We start from the raw sequence: 18,866 nt of genomic DNA, 5'->3' as shown, positions 1-18,866 counted from the left end.
TTTTATATTGGTTGATATTATAGCTGATTAAAAACAATCTTATTACATAATTAATCTATATCTTCATTATTATTCTGCTATAATCTTTGAAATTTTTATTTAAAGCAATAGCACTAAATTTACATGTTATCAGCAATAATTACATCAATATTAGATACTGATGCTTATAAGTTGCATATGCAGCAGGCTGTATTTCATTACTACCCAGAGGTAACTGTTGTTGCGCAGTTTCGTTGTCGTAGTGATGATTTATTAGGACAATATGTTGATGAAATAATACATCAAGTGAAATTAATGGAATCATTAGCGCTGTCTGATGATGAATTTAACTATTTATCAAATATTTCCTTTTTTAAATCTGACTATTTAAATTGGCTTAAAAAATGGCGTTTCAATAGTGATTTGCTAACTATAAAAAATGAAGATGGAGTGCTTTCTATTACAATTGAAGGTAAATGGCTAGATGTTATTCTATGGGAAGTGCCATTACTTGCCGTTATCAGTGAAATTGTTCATAAAGATCGTTCACCTAATATTGGAGTTTCTGAGGCACTAGCTCGGCTAAAAGATAAATTGGCGTTGTTTAATGAAAAAACAGCTAATATGGATATGTCGGGCTTTAATTTAATGGATTTTGGTACGCGTAGGCGTTATTCGTTTGCGGTGCAAGAGGCAGTTGTCAGTTATTTGAAAACACACTTTCATAACTTTCATAGTACTAGCAATTATTTACTGGCTTATCGTTTAGGGCTTACTCCTGTTGGAACCCAAGCACACGAGTGGTTTCAAGCTCATCAACGTTTAAGTGCTAATCTTCAAGATTGCCAAAGAAATGCTCTTCAAGTTTGGTTAGATGAATATCCTCATGACTTAGGAATAGCATTAACAGATTGTATTACAATGGATGCATTTTTACGTGATTTTGATTTGCATTTTGCTTCTCATTATCAAGGGCTTCGTCATGATTCAGGTGATTCAATTCAATGGGGTGAAAAAGCAATTGCTCATTATCAGCAATTGGGCATAGATCCACAAACTAAACTTTTGGTTTTTTCTGATAGCTTAAATTTTGACAAGGCGATTAAAATCTATCAACATTTTAATCATCGCGTAAAATTATCTTTTGGCGTCGGCGGTTTTTTAGCTTGTGATATTCCATCTAAAGATGCCAATACCAAAGCATTGAACATTGTGCTTAAATTAACGGAATGTAATAATCAATCTGTGGCTAAACTATCAGATAGTCCAGGTAAAACGATATCTCAGGATTTAGATTTTATTGATGAATTAAAACGAACTTTTAGTGTTAAACAATGATAATAATTCATGTTTAACTTATTATTAATATTAGAAACTAAAAATTAGTAATAAGAAACAAGTTATTCAAGAATTCCATTTCGTTATGGGATAGTCTTTAGAATATATCTGTATTACTTTAAATATTACTTAAACAAATTAATGTAGAGATGGATAATTAAATGACTTCAGTTGCACCTATTGTTGATGTGTTACAAGGCAAAATTGCTGTTGGTAGCACTATTTCAGTTCAAGGCTGGGTAAGAACTCGCCGTGATTCTAAAGCAGGTATTTCATTTTTAGCTGTTTACGATGGTTCCTGCTTTGACCCTATTCAAGCTGTTATTGAAAATAATTTACCTAATTATGAACAAGAAATCTTGCGTCTAACAGCTGGTTGTTCCGTTAAAGTCACTGGTAAAGTAGTGGAGTCACCAGGTCAAGGTCAAAAATATGAATTACAAGCAACACAAGTTGAAGTGTATGGCTTTGTTGACGATCCCGAAACTTACCCAATGGCAGCAAAGCGCCATTCAATTGAATATCTTCGTGAAGTGGCTCACTTGCGTGCAAGAACCAATATTGTTGGTGCGATAACGCGTGTACGCCATACGCTTGCGCAAGCAATTCATCAGTTTTTTAATGATCGTGGCTTTTATTGGCTATCAACTCCTATTATTACCGCATCAGATACTGAAGGGGCGGGCGAAATGTTCCGCGTTTCAACACTTGATATGCTAAATCTGCCTAAATTTGATAATGGTAAAGTTGATTTTGATAAAGATTTCTTTGGTAAAGAAGCTTTTTTAACCGTTTCTGGACAATTAAACGCTGAAACTTATGCTTGTGCACTTTCTAAAGTTTATACTTTTGGTCCAACATTTAGAGCAGAGAACTCAAATACTACTCGCCATCTAGCTGAGTTTTGGATGATGGAGCCTGAAGTAGCATTTGCTGATCTAGATGATAACGCTAAGCTTGCTGAGGATATGTTGAAATATGTGTTTAAAGAAGTGCTAGAAAAACGAGCTGATGATATGCAATTTTTTGCTCAGCATGTCGATAAAGAAGCAATCAATCGTCTTGAAAACTTTATTAATGCTGATTTTGCTCAAGTGGATTACACTGATGCTATCACTATATTACAAAATTGTGATGCTAAATTTGAAAACCCTGTCAGCTGGGGAATTGATTTAGCTTCAGAACATGAGCGTTATTTAGCTGAACAACATTTTAAAGCACCAGTGGTAGTAAAAAACTATCCGAAAGATATTAAAGCGTTTTATATGCGTATGAATGATGACGGTAAAACGGTAGCGGCAATGGATGTTTTAGCGCCAGGAATTGGTGAAATCATTGGTGGATCTCAGCGTGAGGAACGTTTAGATATGTTGGATAAGCGCATGGAAGAATTGGGACTAAAAAAAGAAGATTATTGGTGGTATCGTGATTTACGTCGATACGGTACTGTGCCGCATTCTGGTTTTGGTCTTGGTTTTGAACGTTTAATTGTTTATGTAACAGGTGTTCAAAATGTGCGCGATGTTATCCCATTCCCAAGAACGCCGCGTAATGCAAACTTTTAAGTTGATTAAAATCCCTAACAAGAATTTATTAAGAGTTACAGGTGTAGATATTAATCTGTTTTAGTTTAAAAAACAATCAAACAGGCTTAAATTTAGACTTAGACACTACATTTAATGAAAAGTTCGCTTGATTTTAAAAAAAATTTATACATAATTTACACTACTGTAAAAAGTAGAAAAATAATAGATAAAAATATTATTTTTTGGATGAATAATTATTGTACGAAAATTGACGCTAAACTTATGGAAGTGTCTTTTTAAAAAATAACCATGAGGGTAAAAAATGAAACGTAATCTATTAGCAATCGCTATCCCTGCGCTTTTAGTCGCAGCTGGTGCAAATGCATCTATCGAAGTTTGGAACAAAGATGGTAATAAAGTTGACTTTTACGGTCGAGTAAAAGCAGCTAACAACATTACTGACCGTGGTCAAAAAGGCGAAGGTGATGATACTTCAGCTCGTTTAGGTATGTCAGGCCAAACTCAAATCACTGATAGCGTAACTGGCTATGGTCGTTGGGAATACGAAGCTAAAGCGGGTAAAAATTCTGATAATGAAGTACGTTATGCATTTGCTGGCTTAAATTTTGGTGATTTAGGTTCATTTGACTATGGCCGTAACGACGGTGTGTTAAAAGCAATTAGTGCTTATACTGACGTATTACCACAATTTGGTGGTGATGCATCAAACAACAATTGGAACGTACTTTCAGAACGTACTAAAGCTGTTGCAACTTACCGTAACAATAATTTCTTCGGTTTATTTGATGATTTAAGCTTTGCATTACAATATGCTGATAATGGTGATACTTCAAATACTTCTGATAGATGGGCTAAAGGTTCTAGAGAAGCATTTGGTGCTGTTGCACAGTGGAGAATCTTTGACACTGGTTTAACTGTGGGTGGAGGTTATGCGCAAACTGCAGGTTCAGCTAAATCTAAGGGCAACCATGATTTAAATAATGATTGGGACGATGATTGGGATGATGATTGGGACGATGATTACTACAGTTCTAATGCTGATGGACGTCCGTATAAAAATCCTGGAAAAGTTAAAACTTGGACAGGCGGTATCAAATATGATAACTATAACCTTTATTTAGCTGCGAACTATTTTGAATCTAAACATAAAAGTAAATTTAGACATGTTCGTGATGATAAAACCAAAGGCGTAGAGTTGGTTGCTCAATACGGTATTGATTTGGAAGTCGGTACATTAAGACCTTCTTTAGCATATGTACAACATAGATTAAATCGTAATGATGATCGAATTTTAATTGATGGTCGTTCTCGTAGAGAGGGTCGTGATTTAGTTAAATATGTGTCTTTAGGTGCAGAATATGCTCTAAACAAAAACTTTAGTGCGATTGTTGAATACAAATTCAATCTTCTTGATCGTAAAGATGTAGGTGCGAGAGATAACACCAATGCTCAACGTGATCGTCACACAAATAAACCAGGTACTAAAGATGTGTTAGGTGTTGGTTTAATTTACCAATTCTAATCTCTTAATATCTTATAAAAAGGCACTTGGGTGCCTTTTTTTTCATCTTTTAAATTCATTCCCACCTAAAAAAACATTTTATGCCTAAAAAAATTTATAATAAATATTAAAATATTCGAAAATTCGCAGAATAAATCTAAATTCCATTGTTAAATAGGCAATGTAGCATTAGAGCCATGTTTATTAGGCAAAATGGCTATCACAGTAATAATATAATTGCTAATTGTTAGCAGTTATTTGTTAAACCAGAGCAAAGCAATTTGCATCTTTAATAATACAAAATACCTTTGAGGGTAAAAAATGAAACGTAATCTATTAGCAATCGCTATTCCTGCACTTTTAATTGCAGGTACAGCAAACGCTTCTATTGAAGTGTGGAATAAAGACGGTAATAAAGTTGACTTTTATGGTCGTGTTTACGCATTAAACTATATTACTGATCGCAATAACCAAACAGGTGAAGGTGACAAGACCACTGCACGTTTAGGTATGTCAGGTCAAACACAAGTGACCGACAGCGTAACTGGCTATGGTCGTTGGGAGTATGAAGCAAAAACAGGTAAAAATGCTGATAATGAAACTCGTTATGCATTTGCTGGTTTAAACTTTGGTGATTTTGGTTCATTCGACTATGGTCGCAATGATGGTGTATTAAAAACATTAACATCTTACACTGACGTTTTACCAGAATTTGGTGGTGATGCTTCTGATAATGATCTTTATGCATTAACGGCTCGTACTAAAGCAGTTGCAACCTACCGTAATTCAGATTTCTTTGGCTTAGTGAATGGTTTACGTTTTGCCGTTCAATATGCGGATAATGGAGATAACAGCTCAACGCGTCATTTCGGTAATTATACTCTTAATGATAAACGCAATAGTGCTGAAGCATGGGGTTCAGTTGTTGATTGGGATGTGCTTGATACTGGTTTATCTGTTGGTGCTGGTTATGCACAAACTGGTGGTCATAAAGATGCTAAAGCATGGTCAGCTGGTATTAAATATGACAACGACAACCTTTATTTAGCTGCGTTATATATTCAAGGTAAACAAAAATATGGCTGGGATAATGCCTCAACTACTCGTAGCGCTGATGATTTAAAAACCAAAGGCTATGAATTAGTTGCTCAATATGGTATTGACTTTGAAGTAGGACGTTTAACGCCATCTGTTGCTTATATCCAACATAAAGTTAAAGACGCATCTAGTTATTCAAGTGATGCAGGGCTTAAAGGTAATGATTTAGCTAAATATGTTGATGTTGGTTTAACTTATGACTTTAACAAAAACCTACAAGCTATTATCGATTATAAAATTAACTTGTTAGATAAAGATGATATCGGTGCACGTCGTGCTTTATATGAAGATGGTTCATTTACTAAATCACAAATCAAGGGCACAACAAAAGACACAGTAGCACTTGGTTTAATTTACCAATTCTAATTGATTGTATCTTTATTTTTAAAAGGCACTTTGGTGCCTTTTTTATTATCTATTATCAATTAAATAACCCTTGCGCTTTGATTAATACTCTGTTAAAAATTAAAAAATATAATAATGAATTAGGATACAATGATGCTATATACCACACGTAAATTACTAGCTAAAAAAAATATTGCTTTAGTTGCTCATGATCACCTGAAAGATTCTTTATTAAGTTGGTGTAAAAAAAATCGTGAAGAGCTTTCTCGTCATAATTTATGTGGCACGGGCACTACTGGAACATTAATAAAGCAAGAAACAGGACTAAATATCACGCCAATGTTAAGTGGTCCGATGGGGGGAGATCAGCAGATAGGTGCATTAATTGCAGAAGGTAAAATTGATATCTTAATCTTTTTTTGGGATCCACTTAATGCTGTACCTCACGATCCAGATGTGAAAGCGTTGTTACGATTATCTACTGTTTGGAATATTCCAGTTGCCACTAATCAATCCACAGCTAATGCATTGATTCAATCTTCTATTTTTACGCAAGAAGTTGATATTGAAATTCCTGATTATCAAAACTATTTCACTCAAAGAGTTAAATAAATGCCAATACCACCTCAAATTCGTAAAACAGGTCGGCAAATACTTTTACTTGATAATCTGTTTATTGTCTTGGGTTTTTATGTTGTGTTTCTGCTTGTTTCAACCCACTTTGTTAGCCAAGTTTGTTGGAGTGCACTTTTTGTTGTTTTTGCGTTATGATTTCGGCAATTTGTTCACAAGGTTTTGGTATATTATTGGCAATGGTATTGCTGATTGCTCTAGCTAAAAAACTATAATATTATGGATAACTTTAAGTTATCTGCATTATCAATTTAAAAATGAGTCACCAAGCACCCTATTAAAATGCGGAAGATTGGCTAATTTTGCCATCTTTAAATAAAATCGCTTCGCCAGTATTAAGTTTTTGCCATATCTCATTTGAAGTTAATGGTAAGGTTGAAATGATAGTAACAATATCATTGGGTGTTGTATGTTTTTGAAAATCAATTTCTACATCTTCGTCCAATAATTTTGCTTTGCCAAATGGTGCTTTGCGGGTTATCCAATGCAAATTTGTTGTGCAATAGGCAAACACATATTGCCCATCAGAAAGTAGCATATTGAATATGCCTAGTTGGCTTAATTGGTTGGCACATTGCTTAATAAAATTAAATAGCTCAAGATCATCGACAGGTTTTTGTGAATATTTTTGCTGTAATTGATTAATTAAATAGCAAAAGGCAAATTCGCTATCGGTTTCTCCAACAGGTTGAAAAAGCCCTGTATCTAAATTTTGGTAATTGGTTAATTGTCCATTGTGGGCAAAAGTCCAATTTTTACCCCAGAGTTCGCGGGTGAATGGGTGGGTATTTTCTAGTGCGACACCGCCTCGATTTGCTTGTCGAATATGAGCAATCACAGCTTTAGATTTGATGGGATATTCTTTCACCATTTTAGCAATAGGCGAATAGCTACAAGGCTCAGGATCTTTAAATGTTCGGCAACCTTTTCCTTCGTAGAAAGTAATTCCCCAACCATCTTTGTGAGGACCTTTGTCCCCACCTCGTTTAATTAAGCTAGTAAAACTAAAGCAGATATCGGTTGGCACATTAGCACTCATACCCAATAATTCACACATATTATTTTGCCATCTCTTTTTCAATTAACAGAATAAGAATATGAATAACTTTGATGTGGATTTCTTGCACACGATCGGCATAACCAAAATGTGGAACACGAATATCAACATCAGCAAGTCCATTCATCTTACCACCATCTTTACCAGTTAACGTAATAATTTTCATTCCTTTTTGTTTTGCTGCTTCAATAGCCTTAAGCACGTTAGCTGAATTTCCTGAAGTTGAGATACCTAAAAGCACATCACCTTTTTGACCTACACCTTCAACATAACGTGAAAAAATAGAATCAAATCCAAAATCATTACCTACACACGAAATGTGGCTTACATCTGATATGGCAATCGCAGGATAAGCAGGGCGATTATCACGATAGCGACCAGTTAATTCTTCAGCAAAATGCATAGCATCACAATGAGAGCCACCATTACCACATGATAAAACTTTACCACCATGTTTAAACGAATCAGCAATTAAAATAGCAGCTTTTTGGATTTGTTGGAGATTTTTATCGTCTGAAACAAAATTAGTTAATACGTCAATAGCTTGGTTTAATTCATCACGAATATTGTCAATATACACTGGGATTTCTCCATCAATAATAAATAAATATATAGACTATTGTAATTTGTTCAAAATAGCTTGCAAGCGATAAAATAAAATTCCTTATTTGGACAAAAGATTTTAGAAAGTATACTGTTAAGTGTAAAAATAAGGATTGAAATAAAAATAAATTAAAATTATTTCTAATCATAATGGTTGAAATAACAACAAAATTTAAATTAATTTTAAATTTAACAAATAATACATTTGCAAATAGTTAAATTCTTTGCATTTATTTTAAATAATATATTGGATAGAACTTGGTCGTAACGCTATTTGCCGATAGGATAAGTCTATAATTCGTGATACAATTTACTAAGTATTTTTTCACGCAAAACAGAGTGAAATGGCATTTAAAATAGAATTAATAAGGAATTAATATGCAAACGATTGAAGGTAAAGTTGCTGCACCAAAAGCTAAAGTTGCAATTGTAGTGGCACGTTTTAATCATTTTATTAATGATAGCCTAGTAAATGGTGCAATTGATGCATTGACACGTATTGGACAAGTTGATGATAAAAATATCACTGTTATTTGGGTTCCCGGTGCTTATGAAATTCCTCTAGCTGTTAAAGTTGCTGCACAGTCCAAAAAATATGATGCCGTTGTGGCGTTAGGTACCGTAATTCGTGGTAGTACAGCGCATTTTGATTTTGTTGCTGGTGAATCAAGCTCTGGATTATTAAGTACAAGTTTAGATAACACTATTCCAGTAGGATTTGGTATTTTAACCACCGAAAGTATAGAACAAGCAATTGAACGTGCAGGCACTAAGGCAGGCAATAAAGGGGCTGAAGCTGCATTAACTGCGCTGGAAATGCTAAATATTATTAAAGCAATTAAGGAGTAATTTTGTGGCATTAGTTAATCCTCGTCGTCGAGCAAGAGAATGTGCGGTACAAGCCATTTACTCTTGGCAAGTTTCTAGAAACGATCTTGCTGATGTTGAGACAAGTTTTATTGCAGAACAAGATATGAAAGGCGTCGATTCTAAGTATTTTCGTGAATTATTAAATGGTGTAGCAAAAAATACTGCCGAATTAGATGATAAAATGACGCCTTATCTCACTGAACGATCTGTTGATGAATTAGGACAAATTGAATTAGCGATACTTAGAATCGCACTGTATGAATTAATGAAACGTCAAGATGTGCCCTATAAAGTGGTAATTAATGAAGCCATTGATTTAACAAAAACCTTCGGTGCTGCTGACAGCCATAAATTTGTTAATGGCGTATTAGATAAAATAGCCCCAACCATCCGTACGCGATAACCGATTAATTGTGAGATTGATATGAACGACAATACCGAAAAAAATAAACCATCTATTTTTTACGCCAAAAATAGTGAATCTAAAAAACATTCTCGCTCGGCTATTGAAAAGCCCTCTCGATGGAAAGAGAAGCGTAAAGATGATTCATTTCAGTTGAAATCTAAACGAGATCGTCATGATCGTATTGAAACATTCAAACCTCGAAATGATAAATCTGAGTTTGCAAAAAAGCGGTTTAATGTTGAACTTAATCAATCTCAATCATCTATCGATAATGATTCACCATGGCAAAAAAAGGTTCGTTCTAATGATCAAGTACCGACCTTTGGTTATGATGGCTATCGCCAACGTAAAGAAGAAACTTTAGTTTATAGTGAAAATAGCTGTAAAGCAGTTTTCAAACATCGACGTACAGCTATTGTTAAACTATTTATTACTCAAGAGATGACTTACCAGTTTAAAGATCTAATAGATTGGTTAGTCAAACAACGGTTAGGTTATGATGTTATCTCTAGTGAGCAAATTAGTAAAATAACTCAAACTCAGCACCATGGCGGTGTCTGCCTAATTGTAAAAAAACGTGTTCCACTTACCTTATTGGATTATTTAGAAAACAATAGTAATAAAGATCATGATTGTATTTTAGCTATTGACGATGTTCATAATCCCCATAATTTAGGCGGCTTAATTCGTAGCGCTACTTTTTATGGTGTTAATGGCGTTATATTACGTCAAACGAATTTACTTGATAGTGGCGCTGCCATGCGTGTGGCAGAAGGTGGTATTGAGGCTGTTGAATCAATTAAAAGTGATGATTTTGTTGCTTCACTTGATATGCTCAAACAGCGTGGTTACCAAGTTGTTGCGTTATTACCGTGTCAGGCAAAATCCATTGCATCAACTGAATTGCATAAAATCAAGTTTGATAAAAAAGTTGCGTTAGTTATATTTCAACAAATTAATATAAAACTTATTAATTGTGCTAATGTTGTTGTCCATTTAAAGGGCAATGATAACATGCCTGCATTAAATATTTCGGTTGCAACGGGTATTTTATTATCTAATTTACAAAAATAATAAAGTATTATTTTATTTTAATTATCAATTAGTTGGATGGTAAAAGTTATTTTTATAATTGGTAAAATATATCAAATAGCATGATTTGATTAGAAATTGCTTTTTTTTTCTGTAAATTGTTATTAGTTATTGTGTGTTTTGGTAATGGTTATGGCTTTAAAGCATAAAGTTGGTTTAATTTTCGGGAAGTTTTATCCTTTACATTGTGGTCATATTTATTTGATTGAAAAAGCAATGAGCCAAGTTGATGTGCTACATATCATATTGGGCTGTGAGGAATCACGTGATAAGCAGCTATTTGATAAAAGCCGCTTACCCAAACAACCACAAGTTAGCGACCGTTTTTCATGGTTAAAAGAGACGTTTAAAGATCGCCACAATATTCATATCCATGTACTTGATGAAGCTGGTATTGAATTTTATCCCAATGGATGGCAAGATTGGAGTTGTCGCGTTAAGCAAATTCTTTCCGAACATAAAATTAAGCCTAATGTCGTATTTACTAGTGAACCGCAAGATGTCAAAAATCATGAACTCTATTTTGGCTGTCAGGTAATCATTGTTGATGCCAATCGAGATTTTATAAGCATCAGCGCAACACAAATCCGTGAAAATCCTTATAAAAACTGGTCTTATATCGCACAAGCAGCAAAACCTTTTTTTGTTAAAAAAGTAGCTATTGTTGGTCAAAATAGATTTCGTGATTTACCGATTCAACTTGCTAATATTTATAATACTCAATATGTACCTAATGGTTATATCAATTATATTGAGCGAGAAATCTTAACTCAGCATAACAAACGTTATTTGAGTGAATCTGATTTTATGAAAATTGCGATGTTACATGTAGAACGGATTTCAAAAGCTGTTGAAAGCGCCAATAAGGTTGTTTTTACCTCAATTGATTTTGAAACATTAGCACAGTACTACGAGCAATTATTTCAAAAAGATAATGAAATTTTAAAAGCTTTTAAAGACAGTTATCATTTTGATTTAGTCATTCATGAAAAAGATTTAAATCCAAAATCCTCACGGCTGGAACATTTTGAAACAATCACAAAAGAGGTTGAAGCATTATTGATTTAGTTCATCACATTTATTGTGGCTTATGTTAAAATAAGTCAATTATTTGTGATAGGTAAATTTTTATGTCTCAATCTTCTGACAAACAAGACGATACAAATCAAGAAAAAATTGATTTTGGTTACAAGCAAGTTCCCAAACAAGAAAAAGTAAAACGTGTTGCCGAAGTATTTCATTCTGTTGCTGATAAATATGATGTTATGAATGATTTAATGTCATTTGGCATACATCGTATTTGGAAAAAAATTACCATTGAATATAGTAGCGTGCGTAAAGGTCAAAAAGTTTTAGATTTGGCAGGAGGCACTGGTGATTTAACGGCAAAATTCTCGCAACTTGTTGGTGATGATGGATTAGTTGTGTTAGCCGATATTAACGAATCAATGTTAAAAGTGGGACGAGATAAGCTACGCGACAAAGGCTTATTTAAAAACATTGAATATGTACAAGCTAATGCCGAAGAATTACCTTTTGCAGATAACTATTTCGATTGTATTACTATTTCATTTGGATTACGTAATGTCACCGACAAAGAAAAAGCATTACGATCCATGTGGCGAGTATTAAAACCTGGTGGGCGTTTATTAATTCTTGAATTCTCTAAACCGCAATATCAAATCCTGAATAAAGCGTATGATCTATACTCATTTACTATGTTACCATTGATGGGGAAAATAGTGGCAAATGATTCTGAAAGTTATCGTTATTTAGCTGAATCCATTCGTATGCATCCTGATCAAAATACACTGAAAAAAATGATGGAAGATGCAGGATTTGTCGATGTGAAATATCACAATATGACTGGTGGTATAGTTGCGTTACATACTGGCTTTAAATTTTGATGCGATGAATAATAATGACATTTTTTAGACTGTTTAAAATATTAACTGTATTTCGAGCTTATCAATTAAATGAATTGTTACCAAAACATCGTTCATCAAAATGGTTGCGCACTTTATTATTTTGTATGTTTTGGGTTAGAACTAAAGCAAAACATCAAGAAATCGGTGAACGTTTACGACTAGCATTACAAGAACTAGGTCCAGTTTGGGTGAAAATTGGACAAATGATCTCAACTCGGCGTGATATTTTACCAAAACACATAGCCGATGCTTTGGCAAAATTACAAGACCAAGTTAACCCTTTTGACGGTAAAATTGCCAAACAAATAATTGAGTCAGCTTTAGAGCAGCCAATTGATTATTATTTTGCAGATTTTGACGAAAAACCAATAGCATCAGCATCAATAGCACAAGTTCATAAGGCGATATTAAAACGTAGTCAAGCCGAAGTAGTTATCAAAGTATTGCGTCCTAACATTTTACACGTTATCCAAGCCGATATTGGTTTGATGTATTGGGTGGCTAAACAATTAACTAAGCGGATTGAATCAGGCGAAAAATTACGAGCGGTTGAAATAGTGCATGATTATGAAATGACACTATTAAAAGAGTTAGATTTACAAAAAGAAGCTTACAACACGGCTAGATTACGCGATAATTTTATCAATAGCGACATTTTATATATCCCTTATGTTTACCAAGATTTATGCCGAAAAAATGTGATGGTTGAAGAGCGCATTAAAGGGATTCCCATTGCAGATATCAATCAGTTAAAGCAAAATAATGTTGATATGAAATTACTTGCAGAACGAGGAGTACAAGCTTTCTTTACCCAAGTGTTTCGCGATAACTTTTTTCATGCTGACATGCATCCAGGCAACATTTTTGTTGATATTACTGAACCACAAAATCCACGTTATATTGGTATTGATTGTGCGATTGTTGGTATATTAAGTGCTGATGATCAACGCTATCTTGCAGAAAATTTCTTAGCATTTTTCAATCGAGATTATCGAAAAATAGCCGAAACCTATATTGCATCAGGCTGGGTACCAGCAACAACGGATGTTATTGCACTTGAAATGGCAATGCGCAATGTATGTGAGCCCGCATTTTCAAAACCACTTTCTGAAATCTCATTTTCACAGATTTTACTACAATTATTTCAAGTCGCTCGTCAATTTGATATGGATATCCAACCCCAACTAACCTTACTTGAAAAAACACTATTTTATATTGAAGGACTTGGTCGTCAGCTTTATCCAGAACTTGATTTGTGGCAAACAGCAAAGCCATTTTTAGAAAAGTGGTATCGAGATAAATATAGTGCTAAAAAGATACTACAACAAGCTTGGGAATCGCTGCCTCAGTGGCGGGTCATGTTGCCACAGTTACCAGAAAAATTAAATGATTATGAACGAATTTCCAAACAAATGAATGTTCAATTACAACAAATCAATCAAGAACTTCAGCGTAGTAAAAAGCGTGAACAAAATTTATATACAGTGATTGCACTATTTTGTGCATTATGTATTATTATACTAATTGTGCATTAAGAATTGAGCACAAAACTAGTTATTTGGGAAAATTGTAGTTTGTGTGTATAATTTAGGTATTAACCTTACTGGAGATAATTATCATGATGCCAAGCTTGCCTCAACTCCTCATATTAGTTGCTGTTGTTGTTTTGTTATTTGGAACAAAAAAATTACGAACATTAGGCTCCGATCTTGGTGCATCAATTAAAGGCTTTAAAAAAGCGATGAATGATGATGACGGCCACGACCAAAAAGAGCAAGACAATTTACAAAAAGTCGAGAATATTGACTCATCAGATACTAACAATACAGATACTAACAATAGCAAAAAAGAGTAACCCGTGTTCGACATCAGCTTTGGTCAGTTACTATTGGTATTAATTATTGGTCTGGTGGTTTTAGGGCCAGAAAGGTTACCTATTGCCATAAAAACAGTTGCAGGATGGATAAAAGTACTCCGCCGAATGTCTGCTACTGTACAGTTAGAATTAAATAAAGAACTTAAACTGCAAGAGTTACAAGACAGTCTAAAAAAGGCTGAACAAAGTGGTTTAACAACACTTACGCCAGAGATTCAAGAATCAATTGATGATTTAAAGCGCGTAACAGAATCATTACAAAACGAGATCGACTCTGCAACGGTGATCGATTCTCACTCTCACTCAGATAAAAATAAATCATGACCGACGACGCTACACAACCATTAATTGGACATCTTGTTGAACTTAGAACACGGCTTCTACGCTCTATTATCTGTATTTTGCTAGTATTAGCTTGCTTACTCTATTTTTCCAATGATATTTATCATATCGTGGCAAATCCACTTATCAGCCAATTACCTCAAGGTAGTAGCATGATAGCAACAGATATTGCAGCGCCATTTTTTACCCCAATTAAGCTAACTGCTGTGGTGGCAATATTTATCTCAATTCCTTACATACTGTATCAAGTTTGGGGATTTATCGCACCAGCGCTATATCAACATGAAAAACGTCTAGTAATGCCGTTAATTGTATCAAGCACAATTCTCTTTTATCTTGGTATTGCATTTGCTTACTTTGTGGTGTTTCCACTAGCATTTTACTTTTTTATTCACACTGCACCTATTGATGTAGCTATCAATACAGATATTACAAAATACCTTGATTTTGTAATGACACTCTTTATTGTTTTTGGGTTTGCTTTCGAAGTGCCCGTTGCCATTATACTACTTTGTTGGACAGGGATAACTACGCCTAAAAGTCTACGAAAAAAGCGCCCTTATATAATTGTTGGAGTGTTTGCCGTTGCAATGTTTGTTACACCTCCCGATGTATTTTCACAAATATTACTAGCTGTACCTATCTGTTTACTGTTTGAAATCGGCACTTTTTTTGCCCGTTTTTATCAACCACGAAAAAACGACAAAACAGAAGATGACAGCAGTTATGAATCTGATAAAGATAGTTAACAGATAAAAGATGAATTAACTGAATAATTAAGGATAATAAGTCATAATGAAGACCTCATTACCTGATTTTAATTGTGCCAATGTATTAGTTGTAGGCGATATTATGTTAGATCGCTATTGGTATGGAGGAACTAATCGGATATCCCCCGAAGCGCCAGTACCTGTAGTTAAAATTGACTCTTTAGAAGAGCGACCAGGTGGTGCGGCTAATGTTGCTATGAATATTACATCGCTTTGTGGTAACGCGAGACTAATCGGATTGACAGGTATTGATGAACCAGCCAAAATTCTTGATGAACAGCTAAGTAAACACAAAGTTCAATGTGATTTTGTCTCTGTTTCAACACACCCAACCATAACTAAACTACGAGTCCTATCACGCAATCAACAATTGATCCGTATTGATTTTGAAGAAGGATTTGGCAATATTGATGCAACTCCTATTCTTGAGCGTATTCAAACAGCATTGGCGACGCATAAAGTATTGGTTTTGTCGGACTATGCTAAAGGAGCATTATCAGCAGTTCAAGCAATAATTAAGCTTGCTAATCAAGCAAATGTACCAATTTTAGTTGATCCTAAAGGGACTGATTTTGAACGTTACCGCGGTGCAACAATCTTAACCCCTAATATGTCAGAGTTTGAGGCGGTAGTTGGTCATTGTCAAAGTGAAGATGAAATCATAGAAAAAGGCCACCAACTGATTAAACAGTACCAACTAAAAGCGCTATTGGTTACACGAAGCGAAAAAGGCATGACATTGCTTCAATTAGATAAACCAACTTATCATCTACCGACTCAAGCTAAAGAAGTATTTGATGTCACAGGTGCTGGCGATACTGTAATTGCCACATTAGCTGCAGCTTTAGCCGCAGGGCAATCTTTAGAGGAAAGCTGTTTCTTAGCCAATGCGGCAGCGGGTGTTGTTGTTGGTAAACTTGGCACTTCAACAGTATCACAAGTAGAGTTAAGTAATGCCATTCGAGCACGTGCCGATGACGGATTTGGTGTAATGACAGAAGAAGAACTCAAAGAAGAAGTTCAAAAAGCACGGATGCGTGGTGAAAAAATTGTCATGACCAATGGTTGCTTTGATATTTTACACGCAGGACATGTTTCTTACCTTGCTAATGCGCGTAAACTTGGTGATCGTCTAATAGTTGCAGTGAACAGCGATGCCTCGGTTAAGCAGTTAAAAGGTGAATCAAGACCAATAAACCCACTTATGCAACGAATGATTGTATTAGGTGCACTTGATTCAGTTGATTGGGTCGTGCCATTTGAGGAAGAAACACCACAGCGATTAATAGCCACTATTTTACCCGATGTATTAGTCAAAGGTGGCGATTATAAACCTGAAGATATCGCTGGCGGTAAAGAAGTTATTGCTGCTGGTGGAACTGTTAAAGTGCTCAATTTTGAAGATGGATGTTCAACAACCAACATTATTAATGCAATAAAAAAACGCTAAGCTAAATAATCACAAATAAAATTGGCTACTTGGAAATAAGTAGCCAATTGGCTTTTCAGCTCTTAATAACCTTAGTTAATTCTTGTTTAAGATACAAATCAGTAAAAAAAATTAATACAACTTTAATTAATCGGTAATAACTATTGTTAAATTTCAAAATTAATACTTTTTTTATTGTGATCTTTATGCAAAGCTAATAAGCAAATAACGAAAAAGAGTATTAAGGATATTTTATGACCAAACATTATGATTACATTGCCATTGGTGGTGGTAGTGGAGGGATAGCATCAATTAATCGAGCTGCGTCCTATGGAAAAAAATGTGCCATTATTGAAGCCAAATTATTAGGTGGAACCTGTGTTAATGTTGGTTGTGTACCCAAAAAAGTAATGTGGTATGGTGCTCAAATTGCAGAAGCTATTAAACATTATGGTCCTGATTACGGTTTTGATACCACTATTAATCAATTCAATTGGGATAAATTAATTGCTAGTCGAACTGCTTATATTGATCGCATTCATCAGTCTTATGATCGGGTACTTACTAATAACAAAGTTGACGTCATTCATGGCTATGCAAAATTTGTTGACTCTCACACCGTTGAGGTAAATGGCGAACACTATAGTGCTGATCATATTCTAATTGCTGTTGGCGGAAAACCAAGCATTCCCAATATTCCAGGTGCGCAATATGGCATTACTTCAGATGGCTTTTTTGCTCTAAAAGCCTTGCCAAAACGTGTGGCAGTTGTTGGCGCAGGTTATATTGCTTGCGAAATAGCAAGCGTATTACACGCTTTGGGCGCACAAACACATCAATTTGTTCGCAATGCTACACCACTACGATCTTTTGATCCGCTTATTGTTGAAACCTTAATGGAAGTTATTGCTACTGAAGGACAACAATTACATACTTTTGCGGTTCCAAAATCGGTAATTAAAAATAGTGATAATTCACTAACATTAAACCTCGAAAATGGCGAAAGTTACACAGTTGATTGTTTAATTTGGGCGATTGGACGTGATCCAGCAACAAATGACATGAATTTACAGGCGGCAGGAATTGCGGTTGATAATAAAGGTTTTGTTATCGTCGACAAATACCAAAACACCAATGTCCCAGGCATCTATTCTGTCGGTGATGATATTACAGGCGCTATAGCGCTAACACCTGTTGCAGTTGCCGCAGGGCGCCGCTTATCAGAAAGGTTATTTAACAATAAACCTGATGAACATTTAGATTACAGTAATATTCCGACCGTCGTATTTACTCATCCTGCAATTGGTACAGTAGGATTGACTGAACCAGAAGCAATACAGCAGTATGGTGAAGAAAACGTAAAAGTGTATAAATCAACATTTACAGCAATGTACACCGCAGTAACACAGCATCGACAACCTTGTCGAATGAAATTAGTATGCGTGGGGAGAGATGAAAAAATTGTTGGTATTCATGGCATTGGTTACGGAATGGACGAAATATTACAAGGCTTTGCAGTAGCGCTTAAAATGGGAGCAACTAAAAAAGACTTTGATAATACGGTGGCTATTCACCCAACTGCTGCCGAAGAGTTTGTTACCATGCGTTAAAAACGACCGATAGTAGTAATAAAAAAGCAGGCTATTAGTCCTGCTTTTTTGTTAATATTTTTATAATTAGGGCGTGTTGATCTTTCGTGATTATTTTTTAGACGGCATGATGTGAGTTATAATAATTCTGCAAAAAACAACCCTAACTCGATTCATCATGCCAAGAACAACAATGCTGACAGATAAACGGTGGGAAAAGCTACTACAAATAATGAAAAATACCTGTCGAGTTTATAATAAATCCGAGCATCGGATGACGTTTGAAGGGATCCTTTTTCGAATGAGAACCGGTATTCCTTGGCGAGATTTGCCAGAGGAGTTTGGTGAATGGAGCACTGTCTATAGGCGATTTAATTTGTGGTCTAAAAAAGGAATATTAGTTGATATTTTCAAACATTTATCACAACTAGCGGATTTTGAATGGGTGTTCCTAGATGGCTCG

19 protein-coding genes and 1 pseudogene are annotated in these 18,866 nt (G+C 34.9%); 18 read left to right on the top strand and 2 right to left on the bottom strand.

From position 1 onward, the window contains the following. The first annotated feature begins 123 nt into the window (after positions 1-123). The 6 genes from pncB to A9G38_RS12225 all read left to right on the top strand — a co-directional run bounded on the left by pncB (position 124) and on the right by A9G38_RS12225 (position 6,579). Complete coding sequence (gene pncB, locus A9G38_RS05515; RefSeq protein WP_034911503.1) at positions 124-1,317, top strand: nicotinate phosphoribosyltransferase; 1,194 nt, start codon at positions 124-126, stop codon at positions 1,315-1,317. Positions 1,318-1,478: 161 nt separating this feature from the next. Then, on the top strand, positions 1,479-2,882 hold the full coding sequence (gene asnS, locus A9G38_RS05510) for an asparagine--tRNA ligase (RefSeq protein ID WP_034911507.1): 1,404 nt from the start codon (positions 1,479-1,481) through the stop codon (positions 2,880-2,882). A 283-nt stretch (positions 2,883-3,165) separates the two neighbouring features. After that, positions 3,166-4,386 (top strand): porin, encoded by a 1,221-nt coding sequence (locus A9G38_RS05505; protein WP_034911515.1) that lies wholly within the window; start codon positions 3,166-3,168, stop codon positions 4,384-4,386. Positions 4,387-4,686: 300 nt separating this feature from the next. Continuing rightward, entirely contained in the window at positions 4,687-5,829 is a 1,143-nt protein-coding gene (locus A9G38_RS05500; protein WP_034911519.1) for a porin, read from the top strand. Positions 5,830-5,961: 132 nt separating this feature from the next. Further along, complete coding sequence (locus A9G38_RS05495; protein ID WP_034911523.1) at positions 5,962-6,420, top strand: methylglyoxal synthase; 459 nt, start codon at positions 5,962-5,964, stop codon at positions 6,418-6,420. After that, entirely contained in the window at positions 6,421-6,579 is a 159-nt protein-coding gene (locus A9G38_RS12225) for a hypothetical protein (protein ID WP_155266125.1), read from the top strand. It abuts the gene before it with no gap. Positions 6,580-6,718: 139 nt separating this feature from the next. Here the strand turns inward: A9G38_RS12225 and A9G38_RS05490 are convergent, their stop codons facing one another. After that, the gene (locus A9G38_RS05490) at positions 6,719-7,498 is read right to left on the bottom strand and encodes a class II glutamine amidotransferase (protein WP_034911528.1); all 780 of its coding nucleotides are present in this window, start codon (positions 7,496-7,498) and stop codon (positions 6,719-6,721) included. A gap of 1 nt (position 7,499) precedes the next feature. After that, positions 7,500-8,078, bottom strand: coding sequence for a D-sedoheptulose 7-phosphate isomerase (gene lpcA, locus A9G38_RS05485; protein ID WP_034911533.1), 579 nt, complete (start codon positions 8,076-8,078; stop codon positions 7,500-7,502). Positions 8,079-8,479: 401 nt separating this feature from the next. Between lpcA and ribH the strand changes: the two genes are divergently transcribed. The 12 genes and pseudogenes from ribH to A9G38_RS05425 all read left to right on the top strand — a co-directional run. Continuing rightward, a complete protein-coding gene (ribH, locus tag A9G38_RS05480; RefSeq protein ID WP_034911536.1) occupies positions 8,480-8,950 on the top strand; it encodes a 6,7-dimethyl-8-ribityllumazine synthase in 471 nt (156 codons plus the stop codon). Positions 8,951-8,954: 4 nt separating this feature from the next. After that, a complete protein-coding gene (gene nusB / locus A9G38_RS05475; protein WP_034911540.1) occupies positions 8,955-9,374 on the top strand; it encodes a transcription antitermination factor NusB in 420 nt (139 codons plus the stop codon). A 21-nt stretch (positions 9,375-9,395) separates the two neighbouring features. After that, a complete protein-coding gene (locus A9G38_RS05470) occupies positions 9,396-10,451 on the top strand; it encodes a TrmH family RNA methyltransferase (RefSeq protein WP_034911545.1) in 1,056 nt (351 codons plus the stop codon). Positions 10,452-10,601: 150 nt separating this feature from the next. Continuing rightward, positions 10,602-11,537: a multifunctional transcriptional regulator/nicotinamide-nucleotide adenylyltransferase/ribosylnicotinamide kinase NadR gene (gene nadR, locus A9G38_RS05465; protein WP_051634205.1), complete on the top strand. Its 936-nt coding sequence runs from the start codon at positions 10,602-10,604 to the stop codon at positions 11,535-11,537. Between the two features lie 62 nt (positions 11,538-11,599). After that, positions 11,600-12,376, top strand: a complete 777-nt coding sequence (gene ubiE, locus A9G38_RS05460; RefSeq protein ID WP_034911549.1) for a bifunctional demethylmenaquinone methyltransferase/2-methoxy-6-polyprenyl-1,4-benzoquinol methylase UbiE — start codon at positions 11,600-11,602, stop codon at positions 12,374-12,376. A gap of 14 nt (positions 12,377-12,390) precedes the next feature. Then, the gene (ubiB, locus tag A9G38_RS05455) at positions 12,391-13,932 is read left to right on the top strand and encodes a ubiquinone biosynthesis regulatory protein kinase UbiB (protein ID WP_051634206.1); all 1,542 of its coding nucleotides are present in this window, start codon (positions 12,391-12,393) and stop codon (positions 13,930-13,932) included. An 86-nt stretch (positions 13,933-14,018) separates the two neighbouring features. After that, positions 14,019-14,252 carry a twin-arginine translocase TatA/TatE family subunit gene (gene tatA, locus A9G38_RS05450; protein WP_051634208.1) on the top strand — a complete coding sequence of 78 codons (234 nt, stop codon included), beginning with the start codon at positions 14,019-14,021 and terminating at the stop codon, positions 14,250-14,252. 3 nt (positions 14,253-14,255) lie between these two features. Next, positions 14,256-14,543, top strand: a pseudogene (tatB, locus tag A9G38_RS05445) (Sec-independent protein translocase protein TatB); the annotation flags it as partial. A gap of 50 nt (positions 14,544-14,593) precedes the next feature. Then, the gene (gene tatC / locus A9G38_RS05440) at positions 14,594-15,364 is read left to right on the top strand and encodes a twin-arginine translocase subunit TatC (RefSeq protein WP_034911556.1); all 771 of its coding nucleotides are present in this window, start codon (positions 14,594-14,596) and stop codon (positions 15,362-15,364) included. A 46-nt stretch (positions 15,365-15,410) separates the two neighbouring features. Beyond that, complete coding sequence (hldE, locus tag A9G38_RS05435) at positions 15,411-16,835, top strand: bifunctional D-glycero-beta-D-manno-heptose-7-phosphate kinase/D-glycero-beta-D-manno-heptose 1-phosphate adenylyltransferase HldE (RefSeq protein ID WP_034911559.1); 1,425 nt, start codon at positions 15,411-15,413, stop codon at positions 16,833-16,835. 233 nt (positions 16,836-17,068) lie between these two features. Continuing rightward, positions 17,069-18,424 (top strand): glutathione-disulfide reductase, encoded by a 1,356-nt coding sequence (gene gorA / locus A9G38_RS05430; RefSeq protein WP_034911562.1) that lies wholly within the window; start codon positions 17,069-17,071, stop codon positions 18,422-18,424. 157 nt (positions 18,425-18,581) lie between these two features. Next, positions 18,582-18,866 (top strand): transposase (locus A9G38_RS05425; protein WP_141671670.1); only part of this gene is annotated, 285 nt, incomplete at its 3' end.

The sequence above is a fragment of the Gilliamella sp. Imp1-1 genome (genome assembly GCF_001690415.1).
GTDB lineage: Bacteria > Pseudomonadota > Gammaproteobacteria > Enterobacterales > Orbaceae > Gilliamella > Gilliamella bombi.
This window is presented reverse-complemented; position numbering and strand designations above follow the sequence as displayed.

Coding starts and splice junctions, on each gene's coding strand:
- pncB (WP_034911503.1), top strand. CDS start 124: ATGTTATCAGCAATAATTACATCAATATTAGATACTGATGCTTATAAG.
- asnS (WP_034911507.1), top strand. CDS start 1,479: ATGACTTCAGTTGCACCTATTGTTGATGTGTTACAAGGCAAAATTGCT.
- A9G38_RS05505 (WP_034911515.1), top strand. CDS start 3,166: ATGAAACGTAATCTATTAGCAATCGCTATCCCTGCGCTTTTAGTCGCA.
- A9G38_RS05500 (WP_034911519.1), top strand. CDS start 4,687: ATGAAACGTAATCTATTAGCAATCGCTATTCCTGCACTTTTAATTGCA.
- A9G38_RS05495 (WP_034911523.1), top strand. CDS start 5,962: ATGCTATATACCACACGTAAATTACTAGCTAAAAAAAATATTGCTTTA.
- A9G38_RS12225 (WP_155266125.1), top strand. CDS start 6,421: ATGCCAATACCACCTCAAATTCGTAAAACAGGTCGGCAAATACTTTTA.
- A9G38_RS05490 (WP_034911528.1), bottom strand. CDS start 7,498: ATGTGTGAATTATTGGGTATGAGTGCTAATGTGCCAACCGATATCTGC.
- ribH (WP_034911536.1), top strand. CDS start 8,480: ATGCAAACGATTGAAGGTAAAGTTGCTGCACCAAAAGCTAAAGTTGCA.
- A9G38_RS05470 (WP_034911545.1), top strand. CDS start 9,396: ATGAACGACAATACCGAAAAAAATAAACCATCTATTTTTTACGCCAAA.
- nadR (WP_051634205.1), top strand. CDS start 10,602: ATGGCTTTAAAGCATAAAGTTGGTTTAATTTTCGGGAAGTTTTATCCT.
- ubiE (WP_034911549.1), top strand. CDS start 11,600: ATGTCTCAATCTTCTGACAAACAAGACGATACAAATCAAGAAAAAATT.
- ubiB (WP_051634206.1), top strand. CDS start 12,391: ATGACATTTTTTAGACTGTTTAAAATATTAACTGTATTTCGAGCTTAT.
- tatA (WP_051634208.1), top strand. CDS start 14,019: ATGCCAAGCTTGCCTCAACTCCTCATATTAGTTGCTGTTGTTGTTTTG.
- tatC (WP_034911556.1), top strand. CDS start 14,594: ATGACCGACGACGCTACACAACCATTAATTGGACATCTTGTTGAACTT.
- hldE (WP_034911559.1), top strand. CDS start 15,411: ATGAAGACCTCATTACCTGATTTTAATTGTGCCAATGTATTAGTTGTA.
- gorA (WP_034911562.1), top strand. CDS start 17,069: ATGACCAAACATTATGATTACATTGCCATTGGTGGTGGTAGTGGAGGG.